Origin of the sequence: Mycobacterium sp. NPDC050041 (assembly GCF_049541695.1) — a bacterium.
Taxonomy (GTDB): Bacteria; Actinomycetota; Actinomycetes; order Mycobacteriales; family Mycobacteriaceae; genus Mycobacterium.
In genome coordinates, this window is the sequence record NZ_JBMVDG010000001.1 from 155,519 (window position 1) to 170,114 (window position 14,596).

Below are 14,596 nucleotides of genomic sequence, written 5' to 3' on the forward strand. Positions count from 1 at the left end.
GCTGGCTATGCCGCGTTCATTCGACTTGGCCACCGAATACGAGGGCACCGTCGAAGAGGTCCACCGGGCGCTGCGCGACGAGGGGTACTGGCTGTCGCGGCTGACCGATTCCGGCGCCGACGACTATTCGCTGGACGCGCTGACCGCCGGGCCCGACGGCAGCGTCACCGTGAAGACCACGCAGGTGTTGCGCGCCGACCGGCTGCCCGGGATCGTCACCCAGTTCCACCGCGGCGACCTGGCGATCCAGCGCGAGGAGCACTGGGACCCGGTGACGGACGGCCGGGCGACCGGATTCGTCAACGGGGTGATCCTCGGCGCCCCGGTCACCCTGGACGGTGCGATGACGCTGGCGCCGGAACGGGCGGGCGAGGCGTCGAGGCTGACCTGCAAGGCCACCGTCGAGGTGCGCGTCCCGCTGGTCGGCGGCAAGTTGGAGAACCTGATCGGCGGCCAGCTCGTCGACGTGCTGATCGCCGAGCAGCGCTTCACCACGGCGTGGATCGCCGAGAACGCCTGACCCGGGCCATAGACTCGGCCCGTGGGTGCGCCCCTCGGCCAGCTGACCCGCGGCACCACCGGTTACAACCGGCTCCGCCGCAGCGATAGGTGGCTGGTGCACTCGGCTCGGGTGCGCACCGCCGTCGGTTCCGCCACCGACCCGCTGGTAATCGACCTCGGCTACGGCGCCCTGCCGGTCACCACGCTCGAACTCGCCTCGCGATTGCGGTTGATCCGGCCGGACGTGCGGGTGGTGGGCCTGGAGATCCATCCCGAACGGGTCGACGCGGCCCGCTCGTCCGCGACGGCAGGGGTGGACTTCGCGCTCGGCGGCTTCGAGCTGGCCGGCCTGCGCCCCGTCCTGGTCCGCGCCTTCAACGTGCTGCGGCAGTATCCCGTCGAGGCCGTCGCCGAGGCGTGGTCGACGATGCAGCGCAGGCTCGCGCCGGGCGGGCTGATCCTCGACGGGACCTGCGACGAGTTGGGCAGGCGGTGTGCCTGGGTGCTGCTCGACGCCGAGGCGCCGGTCAGCCTGACGCTGGCCTGCGACCCGTTCGCGATCGAGCGGCCCTCCGACCTCGCCGAACGGCTGCCCAAGGTGCTGATCCACCACAACGTGCCGGGGCAGCCGATCCACGGACTGCTGACGGCCGCCGACCGCGCCTGGGCCAGCGTCGCGGGCCACGGCGTCTTCGGGCCGCGGGTGCGCTGGCGCGCGATGCTCGGCCTGCTGCGTGAGGAGGGCGTTCCGGTCGAGCCGCCGCGGCGCCGGATCCGCGACGGGGTGCTCACGGTCCCGTGGGAAACCGTCGCGCCGTTAGGCTGAGTGCATGCGGATCGCCCTGGCACAGATCGCCGCAGGCACCGACCCGGCCGCCAATCTGGAGACGGTCGAGGACCACACCCGCCGCGCCGCCGACGCCGGCGCGGAGCTGGTGCTGTTCCCGGAGGCGACGATGTGCCGCTTCGGCGTGCCGCTGGCGCCCGTCGCCGAACCGCTCGACGGCCCTTGGGCGGACGGTGTCCGCGCCGTCGCCGACCGATCGGGGATCGTGGTGGTCGCGGGCATGTTCACCCCGAGTGGCGACGGCCGGGTCACCAACACACTGATCGGCGCGGGTCCCGGCGTGGACGCGCACTACGACAAGATCCACCTCTACGACGCGTTCGGCTTCCGCGAATCACGCACCGTCGCACCGGGTTCCGAGCCGGTGCTGATCACTGTCGGCGGCCTCGACGTCGGCCTGACCACCTGCTACGACATCCGCTTCCCTGAGCTGTACGTCGAGCTGGCCCGCCGGGGCGCCCAGCTGATCACCGTGCACGCCTCGTGGGGATCCGGACCGGGCAAGGTCGACCAGTGGACGCTGCTGGCGCGGGCCCGCGCGCTCGACACCACCGGATACATCGCGGCCGTCGGCCAGGCATACCCGGGCGACGAGGTGGCCGCCTCCGGACCCACCGGGGTCGGCGCCAGCCTGGTCGCCTCCCCCACCGGCGAAGAGCTGGTCAGCGCGGGTCCCGATCCGCAGCTGCTGCTGGCCGACATCGATCCGGAGATCGCGCAGAAAGCCCGCGACAGCATCGCGGTGTTGCACAACCGCTCGGGCTCGGCTCACTTCGGTAAGGCAGAATCGCTCGGGTGACCGATGACTGGGCCCGCCCTGCCAACCAGCCGCCCGTCCCGCCACCACACCAACCGCCGCCGAATCTGCCGCCGCCGCCCGGCGGTCAGAGCTTCCCGCCGCAGGGCGCGCCGTCGGGTCCGCCGCCCTCCGGCGACGACGAGGGCTCGTCGTTCGGCAGCAAGGTCAAGGGCCTGTTCCGCGATCCGCTGTCGATCGTGCTGGTGGTGGTCATCGTGATCGCGCTGGTGGCCGCCGGCCTGCTCGGCGGCGAGCTGTACGCCCGCAACCGGGCCGACGACGTCGTCTCCCGGGTGGTGTCGTGCATCGTGCAGGACGAGGCGAAGGCGTCGTTCGACCCGCTGCCGCCGTTCCTGCTGCAGCACATGACGGGTCACTACACCAACATCAACATCGAGACGGCGGGCAACCAGATCCGCGAGGCCAAGGGCATGAAGGTGGCCATCGACATCCGCGACGTCCGTCTCGAGGACACCGCCAACTCCGGTGGCTCGGTCGGATCACTCACGGCGAACATCACCTGGGCCGCAGACGGCATCAAACAGACTGTGCAGGATGCCATTCCACTGTTCGGGAGCTTCCTGACCGGCGTCACCACCAACCCGCAGGGCGGCACGATCGAGCTGGAGGGCGCGCTCGGCACCATCACGGCCAAACCGGCGATCGTCGACGGCGGGATCGGGCTGCAGGTGACGAACCTGACCGGACTGGGCTTCACGCTGCCGCGCGAGACGGTGCAACCCGCGCTCGACGCGTTCACCGGCGAGCTGACGAAGAACTACCCGATGAACATCACCGCCCGCAGCGTCGAGGTCACCGACACCGGAGTGACGGCGGTGTTCGCGACGGAGAACGCCCAGATGCCCAAGGGCCAGGAAGACCCCTGCTTCTCCGAGCTCTGACCCGGCGGCGCTGAAGCGGGTCAGTCGAGCGCGTCGAGCACGGCGCGCGTCCCAGACAGGCCCAGCCGCGTCGCACCGGCGTCGAGCATCGCCACCGCGTCCGCCGCGGTGCGGATGCCGCCGCTGGCCTTGACCTCGAGCCGCGGCCCGACCGTCGCGGCCATCAACTCCACGGCGGCCACCGAGGCGCCGCCGCTGGGGTGGAACCCGGTGGACGTCTTCACGAAGTCGGCATCGGCGGCCTCGGCGGCCCGGCACGCCTCCACGAGCGCGTGCTCACCGGCGAGCTCCAGCAGCGCCGCAGACTCGAGGATCACCTTGAGGATGACGCCTTCGCCGACGGCCGCACGCACGGCGGCGATGTCGTCGCGCACCGCGTCGAAGTCGCCCGCGACGGCGGCGCCGACGTCGATCACCATGTCGATCTCGACGGCCCCCGCGGCGGTCGCCAGCACCGCCTCGTGTGCCTTGACGGCGGAGAAGTGCTTGCCCGAGGGGAATCCGACCACCGCGGCGATCACCGGCCCCGGCGCCTGGGCCGACTTCGCGGCGGCCACCATCGTCGGCGACACGCATGCGGCGTACACACCGAGTGCGTCGGCCTCGCGCATCAGCGCGACGACGTCGGCCTCGGTCGCCTGGGGCTTGAGCAGGGTGTGGTCGACGAGTTCGGCCACCGCGTCGCGGGTCCAGGCCATCAGAACGGCTCCAGCGAGCCGCCCGGGTTGCAGCCGGCGGCCATCATCTCCTCGCCGGTCACCTCCGGTCGCCACGGCTCGAGATTCCAGCTCACCTTGCCGGGTTCGACCATCTCGGCGAACTGCCAGTGGCACAGGAATTGTTCACGCAGACCGGGGATCTCGGCATCCGGGGAGAGCGCGAGCACCTCGGCCCACGCCTCGTCCGCCGGCGCGGACGCGGCCTGCCGGGCGGACGGCGTCGGGTACACCCGCAGGCTGGACAGGTCACCCCACTTGGCCCACTCGACGTGGTCGACATACCGCGGACCCGGAACCGGGTCGGCCGCGGCCGTGGGCAGCACGGTGAACGCAGCGGAGACGGTGATGCTGAGGGCCGCCAGCGCGGCGGTGACGACGGGTCGCACGGGTCAGCGCGACTTCCCTTGGATCTCCAGGATCTTGGGCCGCACGTCGACGAGATAGACGCCGGCGGCGCAGGCGCAGATCGCGGCGCCGAACACGTCCTGCAGCAGGAGCAGCAGCAGCACGCTCACGCCCAGGATGGCCAGCCAGACCGGCTTGGTGAGCTTGCCCGCGGCCGGGTAGGCGTCGGTCCGCTGGATCGCCGCGTGCACGAACGAGTAGACGCCCACCACCAGGACGACGAGGACCAGGGCGAAAGAGATGACGCCCGCTAGGTCGGCAAGTATCACCTCACCACCCTAAGCGGGCGCCATCCGTGCGTCGAATTACTTCTGTGTGACCTTCTTGGCCGGGGCCTTCTTGGCCGGGGCCTTCTTGGCCGGGGCCTTCTTGGCGGCAGGCGCCGGAGCGGTCTTCTTGGCCGGGGTGGGGGCCGGCGCCTTGACGGCGGCCTTCTTCACCGGCTCTGAGGCGCCCTCGGCCCGCTTCGGCAGCTCGACGCCCACCAGCTTGGCGGCGCGCTCACCGACGGCGCGGGTCTGCGTTGCCACGTTGCCGAGCGCCTCCTGGGTCAGCTCGACGGCCTGGTCGGTGATTCCCTCGACGCGGTTGGCGGCGTCCTCGAGGGCCGGCTGGCTGCGCAGCCGCTCGAGTGCGGCCTCGCCACGCTCGACCAGCTTCACGTAGGTGGTCTGCGCTGCGTCGGCGTACCCCTCGGCCGCCTTGCGCAGCTCTTCGGTGGTCAGCCGCTCGCGCAGCTCGCCCACCTGTGCGGGGATCTCTTCCTGCAGCTTGTTCAGCCGGGCGCGGCGCTCCTCGAGGCGGCTGTTCGCGTCGGTGCGGGCCTCGCCGGCACGGTCACGCAGGCTGGCCACGATCTCGTTGACGGTGGCGAGCGCCAGGTCGGCGGCGCCCACGGCCGCGAGCAGCGGCGCTTTCAGGTCTTCGATGTCGAGGTTCTGCTGCTGGTTCTTCTCGGCCATGTCGTATTTCCTTTCAGGATCTGTCTTCATTCAGATGTGCGGTTCTCGCGGGCGGATCTGTTCTCAGTCAGTCGTCGGCTCCCCTTCCGCCGGGAGTTCGGCGGCCTCGTTCTGCTCGCAGAACGACGAGTAGATGTCGAGCAGGACCCGCTTCTGCCGCTCGTTGATCGCCGCGTCGTTGACGATGGCGTCGCGGACTTCACTGGTCTCGCTCGGCTCGAGGATTCCGGCCCGTACGTAGAGCACTTCGGCTGACACCCGCAACGCCTTCGCGATCTGGTTGAGCACGTCGGCGGACGGTTTGCGCAACCCCCGCTCGATCTGACTGAGGTAGGGATTGCTGACGCCGGCCTTTTCGGCCAGTTGCCGCACCGATACCTGGGCCGCTTCGCGCTGGCTCCGGATGAAGCTGCCGATGTCCTGCGCGGCGGTGGTCACGACCGCGGCAAGATTCTCATCCTGCTGCATGGTCCCAGCCCCCTCCGTGCGTCGGGTATCCGATTGGTGTCGGAATCAACCGTACGACGGAGTGCTAACTTTTGCAAGCACTAGCTAGCGCAGGTCAGAAGAGTAGCTGGGCTATCGAGTAGATGGCGAGGCCCGCCAGCGAGCCCACCACGGTGCCGTTGATGCGGATGAATTGCAGGTCGCGGCCGACGTGCAATTCGATCCGGTCGCTGGCCTCCTCGGCGTCCCATCGCTCGATGGTGTCGGTGATGATCGTGGTGATCTCCGCCCCGTATTCGGCGACCAGGTGCTGAGCGCCCCGCACGATCCAGTTGTCGACCTTGCGACGCAGATCGACGTCGTCACGCAGCGACTCGCCGATGCGGATCACCGAATCCGCGATGCGGCTCCGCAACGTCGAGGACGGGTCGTCCACCGACTCGAGGATGATCCGCTTGGCCGCCGTCCACGCCGTCTCGGCCGCCCTGGTCACCTCGTCGCGGGCCATGATCTGCTCTTTGACGTTCTCCGCGCGCTGGATCGTCGCCTCGTCGTGCTGCAGGTCGTTGGCGAACTCGAACAGGAACTTGGTCGCCGACCGCCGCAGCTCGTGGTCGGGATTGCGGCGGACCTTGTCGGTGAAGTCCATCAACTCACGGTGGATCCGGTCGCCCACCAGATGGTCGACCCAGCGCGGTGACCACTGCGGGGAGTCGCGCTCGATGACACGCTCGATGATCTCGCCGGCGTTGAGCGACCACTGGAACGCACGGTCGGCCAGCAGCTGGATCAGCGCCTCCTGCCGCCCCGCGACGAGCAGCTCGTTGAGCACCCGGCCGACCGGCGGCCCCCACTGCGGCTCGGCGACACGCTTGACGATCATCTTGTCCAGCACCTGTTGGACGTCCTCGTCGCGCAACATCTCCACCAGCACCCGCAGCACCGTGGAGGTTTCGCCAGCGACACGGGCGGCGTTGACGGGCTCGGCGAGCCACTTGCCGGTGCGGCTGGCCACGTCGGCGGAGCGCAGCTTGGTCTCGACGTTCTCCGGCGACAGGAAGTTCTCCCGGACGAACATGCCAAGACCCTCGCCGAGCTGGTCCTTCTTGCGCTTGATGATCGCGGTGTGCGGGATCGGGATGCCCAGCGGGTGCTTGAACAGGGCCGTGACGGCGAACCAGTCGGCCAGCGCGCCGACCATGCCGGCCTCCGCGGCGGCCCGCACATAACCCACCCACCCCGGCGCACCCTGGGACTGCGCCCACGTGCACACCAGGAACACGACGGTGGCCCCGAGCAGGAATCCGAGCGCAACGGCCTTCATCCGGCGCAGTGCGCGGCGCCGCTCGGCGTCGGCCGCGGAGTCCGCGCCGGCGAGCGCCTCGGCGAAACTCGCCTTCTGTGCCACCGGTGCCGGTTCGACGTCTGCTCTGTGTGCCACCAATCCATCATGGGCCATGCCGCTCTGTACCCGTCCTGACCGCGCCGATCCCCGACGGCGGGTCGTAGTATCGAGAGGGACTACGGAATGGACTACGGGGATAGTGGCACAGCAGACCCCGCCGGTGGCGGTCAAGACCGATGGACGCAAACGGCGCTGGCATCAGCACAAGGTCGACCGGCGCAATGAACTCGTGGACGGCACCCTCGAGGCGATCCGCCGACGTGGAAGCAATGTCAGCATGGACGAGATCGCCGCGGAGATCGGAGTGTCCAAGACGGTGCTGTACCGCTATTTCGTCGACAAGAACGACCTGACCACCGCGGTGATGATGCGCTTCGCGCAGACCACACTGATCCCGAACATGGCGGCCGCGCTGACGTCGAACATGGACGGCTTCGACCTCACCCGGGAGATCATCCGCGTGTACGTCGAGACGGTCGCCAACGAGCCAGAGCCCTATCGGTTCGTGATGGCCAACAACTCGGCCAGCAAAAACCAGGCGGTCGCGAACAGCGAGCAGATCATCGCCCGCATGTTGGCGGTGATGTTGCGCCGGCGGATGGCCGAGGTGGGGATGGACACCAGCGGCGTCGAGCCGTGGGCGTTCCACACCGTCGGCGGCGTCCAGCTGGCCACCCACTCGTGGATGTCGCATCCGCGGATGACGTCCGACGAACTGATCGACTACCTCACCATGCTGTCCTGGAACGCGCTCTGCGGAATCGTCGAGGTCGGCGGCTCGCTCGAGGTGTTCCGCAGGCAGGCACACCCGTCGCCGATCCTGCCCATCAATCGATGACCGCCGAACCGGAGCTTCCCGACGAGTGGACTCACGAGCCGGGCGACATGCTGGCCTTCCGCCCCGGCTCCAAGGTCGCCGACATCGACACCGACGCGACGCCCGGTTTCGACGGGTCGAAGAGCGACGCGAAATCCCTCCAGTGGGAACGCAACGAGCAGCTGGCCGACCTGCAGGAGCGGTTCTACGCCGGCAGCAAAGGCGGGAGCGACACCCGCTCGGTTCTGTTGGTGCTTCAGGGCATGGACACCGCAGGCAAGGGCGGGATCGTCAAACACGTTGTCGGCGCTGCCAATCCGCAGGGGGTGCGGTACACCAGTTTCGGCAAGCCCTCCGAGGAGGAGCTCGCCCACCACTACCTGTGGCGCATCCGCAGGGCCCTGCCGCCCGCGGGGCACATCGGCGTGTTCGACCGGTCGCACTACGAGGACGTGCTGATCGTGCGGGTGCACGATCTCGTCCCGCCGAACGTGTGGGGCACGCGCTACGACGAGATCAACGCCTTCGAGCGCGAACTCGTCGACGGCGGAGTGACTCTGGTGAAGGTCGCGATGTTCGTCTCACTCGACGAGCAGAAGAAGAGACTGGAGAAGCGTCTCGCACGGCCGGACAAGTATTGGAAGTACAACCCCGCCGACATCGACGAGCGCAAGCTCTGGCCGAAGTACGTGGAGGCCTATCAGGCGATGCTCGACCGCACGTCGACCGACTACGCGCCGTGGCACATCGTGCCCTCCGACCACAAGTGGTACAGCCGCCTCGCGGTCACCGAACTGCTCATCGAAGCGCTGGACGGCCTCGACTTGTCTTGGCCGCCTGCCGATTTCGATGTCGAGGCGGAGAAGCGCCGCCTCACCGAGGTCTAGTTCCCCGAGACTACGGTTGTTGACGGATTTCGGCTGATTTACGGCAAGAACCGTAGTGTCGGCGCGGCATCCCGGCGGCGGCTAGTGCCCGGTCGACGCGTTGCACGACTGCTGGCCTCTCCCACCGCAATTGCCGTCCACTGACCCGCACGATCGTCCAGCCGCGGTGTGCCAGGAACTCCAACCGCTCGATGTCATCGGCGTAGTCGTCGGGGCTGGTGAAGTGTTGCTCACCGTCGTACTCGACACCCACCATCCACTCGGGCCAGCCCATGTCGATCCGGCGCCGAACCCGACCACGCTGATCGGCGACGGGAATCTGCGTCACCGGCCGCGGCATCCCGGACTGCACGAGCAGAATGCGCAACCGGGTCTCCTGCGGTGACTCGGCGCCCGCGTCGACCAGGTCGAGCGCTCGGCGGAGGTGTCGGATCCCGCGGGCTCCCGGGTAGCGCGATGCGACAGCACCCACCGTCGCGACGGGGACGCCGGTCGCATTGAGCAGGGCGTCGATGCGAATCACCGCGCGCTCGAAGGTGAGCCGGCGGCCGAGGTCGTATGCAGTGCGGGCGGCCGTGGTGCACGCCATTCCGTCCACGCGGCGGACTTCGTCGTCGGCGATGATCCCGCTGTGCACGACGATGCCTGCCGGTGAGGGGTATCTGACGCGGGCGAGTTCTGCCGGTTCATCGGCGGGCAACCACTTCGAGCCGAGCACGGCGGCGGCCGAACACCCCGCCACCACCGCAGCGCGACGTGACCAAAGCCATGCGGCGACGGCGCGGTCGAGCGCCGTCAGTTCCAAGTCCCTCGGCGCGTAGACGTCGCGGTGCAGCTTCAGGTATCGGCGGCGCAGGTCGTTGCGGGTCAATTGCCCGGCAGCGATCGCTTCTGACGCCAGCACGACTCCTCGCACACCTGTTAGGCGCGCGAACGGCCGCTTCGGTTCCCTCGAATTACGCCGAAACTACGGTTGTTGACGCATTTCGCGCGAAAACCGTCAACAACCGTAGTGTCGGCGCCAGGAATCAATACGTGTAGAAGCCCCGGCCCGACTTCTTGCCCAGCTGGCCGGCCTCGACCATCCGCTGCAGCAGCGGCGGCGGCCCGTAGAGCGGCTCCTTGAACTCCTCGAACATCGAGTCCGCGATGAGCTTCAGCGTGTCCAGGCCGACGAGGTCCGACAGCTTCAGCGGGCCCATCGGGTGCGACAGCCCGGCGACGACGGCGGTGTCGATGTCCTCGACGGTGGCGACGCCGGCCTCGGCCATCCGGATCGCCGACAGCAGGTAGGGCACCAGCAGCGCGTTGACGACGAAGCCCGACCGGTCGGTGCAGCGCACCACCTTCTTGCCGAGCGTCTCACCCGCGAACTGCTCGACGCGCGCCAGCGCCTCGTCGGTCGTGACGAGCGTCGGCACCAGTTCGACCAGCGGCAGCACCGGCACCGGGTTGAAGAAGTGCAGACCCAGCACACGGCTGGGGTTCTTGGTGGCCGCGGCGATCTTCATGATCGGGATGCTCGACGTGTTCGACGCCAGCACGGCATCGGGATCGGTGATGGCCTCGTCGAGCTGCGCGAAGACCTTCGCCTTGACGGCCGCATCCTCGACGATGGCCTCGACCACCAGCTGGCGGTCGGCCAGGTCGGCGATGTCGGTGGCGACGCTCAACCGCGCGAGCGCCTCGTCGCGTTCGGTTTCGGTCAGCTTGCCCCTGCTGACACCGCGCTCCAGCGACGAGACGATGCGCCCGCGACCCGCCTCGGCAAGCGCCTCGGTGGGCTCGTAGATGCGGACGTCCACACCCGCGCGCAACGACACCTCGGCAATGCCCGCACCCATCTGTCCGGCGCCGACGACGCCTACCCGCTCAATGCTCACTGCCACTCCTCACAGCATCAGGCCCCGCCCGAGAACACGGACGGGGCCTGACGCTATCAACTGACTCCTAGTGGAACTGGCCCTCTTCGGTCGAGCCGGTCAGCGCCGTGGTCGAGCTGGTCGGGTCCACGGTGGTGGCGATCCGGTCGAAGTAGCCGGCGCCGACCTCGCGCTGGTGCTTCGTCGCGGTGTAGCCGCGCTCCTCGGCGGCGAACTCGCGCTCCTGCAGCTCGACGTAGGCGCTCATCTGGTTGCGGGCGTAGCCGTAGGCCAGATCGAACATCGAGTAGTTCAGGGCGTGGAAGCCGGCGAGGGTGATGAACTGGAACTTGAAGCCCATCGCACCGAGCTCCTTCTGGAACTTCGCGATGGTCGAGTCGTCCAGGTGCTTCTTCCAGTTGAACGACGGCGAGCAGTTGTAGGACAGCATCTGGTCGGGGAACTCCGACTTGACGCCCTCGGCGAACTTGCGGGCCAGCTCGAGGTCCGGCGTGCCGGTCTCCATCCAGATCAGGTCGGAGTACGGCGCGTAGGCCTTGGCGCGGGCGATGCAGGGCTCCAGGCCGTTCTTGACCCGGTAGAAGCCTTCCTTCGTCCGTTCACCGGTGATGAACGGCTGATCGCGCTCGTCGACGTCGGAGGTGATCAGCGTGGCCGCCTCCGCGTCGGTGCGGGCGATGACCAGGGTCGGCACGTCGGCCACGTCGGCGGCCAGGCGCGCAGAGGTCAGGGTGCGGATGTGCTGCTGGGTGGGGATCAGCACCTTGCCACCGAGGTGGCCGCACTTCTTCTCCGACGCCAGCTGGTCCTCCCAGTGCGAACCGGCGACACCGGCGGCGATCATGGCCTTCTGCAGCTCGTAGACGTTCAGCGCGCCACCGAAGCCGGCCTCGCCGTCGGCGACGATCGGGGCCAGCCAGTTCTCGATCGAGGTGTCGCCCTCGACCTTGGCGATCTGGTCGGCGCGCATCAGTGCGTTGTTGATCCGGCGGACCACCTGCGGCACCGAGTTGGCCGGGTAGAGGCTCTGGTCGGGGTAGGTGTGGCCGGACAGGTTGGCGTCACCGGCGACCTGCCACCCCGAGAGGTAGATGGCCTTCAGCCCGGCACGAACCTGCTGGACGGCCATGTTGCCGGTCAGGGCGCCGAGCGCGTTGACGTACTCGAGGTCGTGCAGCTGGCTCCACAGCACCTCGGCGCCGCGACGGGCGAGGGTGTTCTCCTCGACGACGCTGCCCTGCAGCGCGACGACGTCCTCGGCGCTGTACTCGCGGGTGATGCCCTTCCACCGGGGGTTGGTGTCCCAGTCCTGCTTGATCTGCTCGGGTGATTTCGGGGTGCCAACGGTCGACATCGACTGCTCCTTCGTAAGTCTTGAATCGCTGCGGTGTGGCCGACTTTCCCGGCTTGCTAACACTCGAACGACTTCGCGGCTGTGCTCCTACGAGGATGCCTCAAGATATAAGTGCAGGTCCACCCGTTTTGCTTGCCAAGTTTCGCCAACACTCGCGGATATCCTGTGAAGATTGCGAAGGCGGTTCGCAGCTGTACCGGTTCAGATCCTACTGATCGGTAACCTGTTTTCGCTGGTCAGTACGCCCGTACTGTTAAACGGGCGTGACTACAGCGTGAAGAGCGAAGCGATCGCTTTCGTCTCGTCGCCGACCGCGGATGTGAGCGTTGTAACAGTCCGATCCGTCAGCTCCGCACCGAACTTGTCGGTCGAACCGGGCGGGTGGACGTGGGAGATGATCTCCAGTTTGTCGCCGAGGGCCACCGGGAGATCGTGCTCGATGGTGGCCCGCAGCGGCTTCTCCAGCAGCTCGGGGTGACTGAACAGGTAGTCCTCGACCACCGACCAGTACACCGAGTTGTTCATGTGGTCGAAGATGTCGATGTCCGAGACACGCACCGGGCATTCGCGGATCTCGGCGGCGTCCTCACGGGCGCCCGCGCTCAGGTAGGCCTTCCAGCGCAGCCGGTTCACATCGGTGGTGCGCTGCAACCCGGCGATGAAGTCGTCCGAGATGCGCGCCGGGCCCTGCGTCTCGCGATTGATGTTGATCCAGAACGCCTCGGACTCCATCAACCCGCCCTTGCGCCCGTCGATGCGCACCCGCATCTCGCACCACCGGTTCGACGTGCCCGAGCACCAGCGGCGCAACCGCATCATGTCCTGGAACTCGATGGGACGGATCAGGTCGATCATGGTGCGACGCACGATCCAGAGCGGGTGGGTCTCCTCGAAGCCCAGTTCGCGCAAATGATCGGAGCCGATGTCCTGGATGTGACGGGTCGCGGCGTCGAATTTCAGCCGGCCGGCGCGGTCGACGTCGGCGACGCGCAGCGGCCACCCGGTGTCGAACACGTCGGGGTGAGGGTCGGGCACCGGCATCATCGTCTTTGCCAGGCCGGCGCCTGCCGCTGCCTGCGTGCCGCTCACGTTCACCCTCCCAGGTCGTTACCCGGCCGGATCATGCCAGGCGACCCGATCCTCCCACAGCGGCCGTCCTGCGAACGCTGCGAAGCGGTCCTTCACACGTTGTTACGCTGGTCAGCATGGCCAAGACCTTCGTCGGCTCGCGCGTGCGGCAGCTGCGCAGCGAGCGGGGGTACAGCCAGGCGGCGCTGGCGCAGAAGCTCGACATCTCGCCGAGCTACCTGAACCAGATCGAGCACGACGTCCGGCCGCTGACCGTGGCCGTGCTGCTGCGGATCACCGAGGTCTTCGGCGTCGACGCCACCTTCTTCGCCTCGCAGGACGACACCCGGCTCGTCGCCGAACTGCGCGAGCTGACGATGGACCGCGACCTCGGCGTCGAGGTCGACGTCGCCGAGATAGCCGATGTCGTCGCCGCACACCCGACCCTCGCGCGCGCCATGGTCAACCTACACCGGCGCTACCGGCTGACCACCGCACAGCTCGCCGCGGTGACGGAGGAGCGGTTCGGCAATGCCGGCATGGGAGGCAGCGGGTCCGGCTCGATCACCATGCCCCATGAAGAGGTGCGCGACTACTTCTACGACCGGCAGAACTATCTGGACGAACTCGACACCGCCGCCGAGGACCTCACCATCCGGCTGCGCATGCACCGCGCCGAACTGGCCCGCGAACTGTCCGACCGCCTGACCGCCGTGCACGGGGTGCGGATCGTGCGGCGCAACGACCTCGGTGAGAACGTCATGCACCGGTTCGACACCGCGACGAAGACCCTCGAGATCGGCGGGCACCTCTCGTCGGGCCAGGTGGTGTTCAAACTCGCCGCCGAACTCGGCTACCTGGAATTCGGCGACCTCATCGACAAGCTCGTCGAGGAGGGCACCTTCACCAGCGACGAGTCCCGCACGCTGGCCCGCCTCGGGCTCGCCAACTACTTCGCGGCGGCGACGGTGTTGCCGTATCAGCAGTTTCACCATGTGGCGGAGAACTTCCGCTACGACGTCGAACGGCTCTCTGCCTTCTACGCGGTCAGCTACGAGACCATCGCACACCGGCTGTCGACACTGCAGCGGCCGTCGATGCGCGGCGTCCCGCTGTCGTTCGTGCGTGTCGACCGCGCGGGCAACATGTCGAAACGGCAGTCCGCCACAGGTTTTCACTTCTCCTCGAGCGGTGGCACCTGCCCGCTGTGGAACGTCTACGAGACGTTCGCCAATCCGGGCAAGATCCTGGTGCAGATCGCGCAGATGCCCGACGGGCGCGACTACATGTGGGTGGCCCGCACGGTGGAACGGCGCGCGGCGCGCTACGGGCAGCCCGGCAAGACCTTCGCGATCGGTCTGGGTTGCGAACTGCGGCATGCCCACCGGCTCGTCTACTCCGAGGGGCTCGATCTGTCCGGCGACGCCTCGGTCGCCACGCCGATCGGCGCGGGGTGCCGGGTGTGCGAGCGGGACAACTGCCCGCAGCGGGCCTTCCCGGCGCTCGGCCGTGCGCTGGATCTCGACGAGCACCGCTCGACGGTGACGCCGTATCTGGTGAAGCAGTCGTGATTCGTCACCAGAGCCCGGGTCCCCGCGGT

General features: G+C 68.3%; 17 protein-coding genes. 7 read left to right on the forward strand and 10 right to left on the reverse strand.

Going from position 1 to position 14,596, the window contains the following annotated elements; genetic code table 11:
* Nucleotides 1-7: 7 nt before the first annotated feature.
* The 4 genes from ACPCHZ_RS00880 to ACPCHZ_RS00895 are packed head-to-tail and all read left to right on the forward strand — an operon-like array spanning nucleotide 8 to nucleotide 3,049.
* Nucleotides 8-520 carry a DUF2505 domain-containing protein gene (locus tag ACPCHZ_RS00880; protein ID WP_423483012.1) on the forward strand — a complete coding sequence of 171 codons (513 nt, stop codon included), beginning with the start codon at nucleotides 8-10 and terminating at the stop codon, nucleotides 518-520.
* A 21-nt stretch (nucleotides 521-541) separates the two neighbouring features.
* A complete protein-coding gene (locus tag ACPCHZ_RS00885; protein ID WP_423483013.1) occupies nucleotides 542-1,327 on the forward strand; it encodes a class I SAM-dependent methyltransferase in 786 nt (261 codons plus the stop codon).
* A gap of 4 nt (nucleotides 1,328-1,331) precedes the next feature.
* Nucleotides 1,332-2,147, forward strand: a complete 816-nt coding sequence (locus ACPCHZ_RS00890; protein ID WP_423483014.1) for a carbon-nitrogen hydrolase family protein — start codon at nucleotides 1,332-1,334, stop codon at nucleotides 2,145-2,147.
* Nucleotides 2,144-3,049 carry a DUF2993 domain-containing protein gene (locus ACPCHZ_RS00895; protein WP_423483015.1) on the forward strand — a complete coding sequence of 302 codons (906 nt, stop codon included), beginning with the start codon at nucleotides 2,144-2,146 and terminating at the stop codon, nucleotides 3,047-3,049. Before ACPCHZ_RS00890 ends, ACPCHZ_RS00895 begins: the two co-directional genes overlap by 4 nt.
* Nucleotides 3,050-3,069: 20 nt before the next feature.
* Here ACPCHZ_RS00895 and deoC read toward each other — a convergent pair whose 3' ends face one another.
* The 6 genes from deoC to ACPCHZ_RS00925 all read right to left on the reverse strand — a co-directional run bounded on the left by deoC (nucleotide 3,070) and on the right by ACPCHZ_RS00925 (nucleotide 7,026).
* Complete coding sequence (gene deoC, locus ACPCHZ_RS00900; protein WP_423483016.1) at nucleotides 3,070-3,747, reverse strand: deoxyribose-phosphate aldolase; 678 nt, start codon at nucleotides 3,745-3,747, stop codon at nucleotides 3,070-3,072.
* Entirely contained in the window at nucleotides 3,747-4,154 is a 408-nt protein-coding gene (locus tag ACPCHZ_RS00905; protein ID WP_423483017.1) for a DUF2599 domain-containing protein, read from the reverse strand. Before ACPCHZ_RS00905 ends, deoC begins: the two co-directional genes overlap by 1 nt.
* A 3-nt stretch (nucleotides 4,155-4,157) precedes the next feature.
* Nucleotides 4,158-4,442 carry a DUF2516 family protein gene (locus ACPCHZ_RS00910; RefSeq protein WP_264013091.1) on the reverse strand — a complete coding sequence of 95 codons (285 nt, stop codon included), beginning with the start codon at nucleotides 4,440-4,442 and terminating at the stop codon, nucleotides 4,158-4,160.
* Nucleotides 4,443-4,478: 36 nt separating this feature from the next.
* A complete protein-coding gene (locus ACPCHZ_RS00915; protein WP_423483018.1) occupies nucleotides 4,479-5,135 on the reverse strand; it encodes a heparin-binding hemagglutinin in 657 nt (218 codons plus the stop codon).
* A gap of 63 nt (nucleotides 5,136-5,198) precedes the next feature.
* Nucleotides 5,199-5,603: a helix-turn-helix domain-containing protein gene (locus tag ACPCHZ_RS00920; RefSeq protein WP_423483019.1), complete on the reverse strand. Its 405-nt coding sequence runs from the start codon at nucleotides 5,601-5,603 to the stop codon at nucleotides 5,199-5,201.
* A gap of 94 nt (nucleotides 5,604-5,697) precedes the next feature.
* Nucleotides 5,698-7,026, reverse strand: a complete 1,329-nt coding sequence (locus ACPCHZ_RS00925) for a DUF445 domain-containing protein (RefSeq protein WP_423483771.1) — start codon at nucleotides 7,024-7,026, stop codon at nucleotides 5,698-5,700.
* A 100-nt stretch (nucleotides 7,027-7,126) separates the two neighbouring features.
* On the opposite strand from ACPCHZ_RS00925, the gene ACPCHZ_RS00930 reads away from it, so the two are divergent.
* Together ACPCHZ_RS00930 and ACPCHZ_RS00935 are read left to right on the forward strand one after the other, a co-directional pair.
* A complete protein-coding gene (locus ACPCHZ_RS00930) occupies nucleotides 7,127-7,825 on the forward strand; it encodes a TetR/AcrR family transcriptional regulator (RefSeq protein ID WP_423483020.1) in 699 nt (232 codons plus the stop codon).
* Nucleotides 7,822-8,691 carry a polyphosphate kinase 2 family protein gene (locus ACPCHZ_RS00935; RefSeq protein WP_423483021.1) on the forward strand — a complete coding sequence of 290 codons (870 nt, stop codon included), beginning with the start codon at nucleotides 7,822-7,824 and terminating at the stop codon, nucleotides 8,689-8,691. Before ACPCHZ_RS00930 ends, ACPCHZ_RS00935 begins: the two co-directional genes overlap by 4 nt.
* 10 nt (nucleotides 8,692-8,701) lie before the next feature.
* On the opposite strand, the gene ACPCHZ_RS00940 is transcribed toward ACPCHZ_RS00935, so the two are convergent.
* The 4 genes from ACPCHZ_RS00940 to ACPCHZ_RS00955 form a co-directional block, all read right to left on the reverse strand.
* A complete protein-coding gene (locus ACPCHZ_RS00940) occupies nucleotides 8,702-9,607 on the reverse strand; it encodes an endonuclease domain-containing protein (RefSeq protein ID WP_423483022.1) in 906 nt (301 codons plus the stop codon).
* Between the two features lie 112 nt (nucleotides 9,608-9,719).
* Nucleotides 9,720-10,574 (reverse strand): 3-hydroxybutyryl-CoA dehydrogenase, encoded by an 855-nt coding sequence (locus tag ACPCHZ_RS00945; RefSeq protein ID WP_423483023.1) that lies wholly within the window; start codon nucleotides 10,572-10,574, stop codon nucleotides 9,720-9,722.
* A gap of 67 nt (nucleotides 10,575-10,641) precedes the next feature.
* A complete protein-coding gene (aceA, locus tag ACPCHZ_RS00950; protein WP_264013083.1) occupies nucleotides 10,642-11,928 on the reverse strand; it encodes an isocitrate lyase in 1,287 nt (428 codons plus the stop codon).
* A 267-nt stretch (nucleotides 11,929-12,195) separates the two neighbouring features.
* Complete coding sequence (locus ACPCHZ_RS00955; protein ID WP_423483772.1) at nucleotides 12,196-12,972, reverse strand: acyl-ACP thioesterase domain-containing protein; 777 nt, start codon at nucleotides 12,970-12,972, stop codon at nucleotides 12,196-12,198.
* Nucleotides 12,973-13,133: 161 nt separating this feature from the next.
* Between ACPCHZ_RS00955 and ramB the strand changes: the two genes are divergently transcribed.
* Nucleotides 13,134-14,567 carry an acetate metabolism transcriptional regulator RamB gene (ramB, locus tag ACPCHZ_RS00960; protein WP_364973513.1) on the forward strand — a complete coding sequence of 478 codons (1,434 nt, stop codon included), beginning with the start codon at nucleotides 13,134-13,136 and terminating at the stop codon, nucleotides 14,565-14,567.
* The last annotated feature ends 29 nt before the right edge of the window (nucleotides 14,568-14,596 follow it).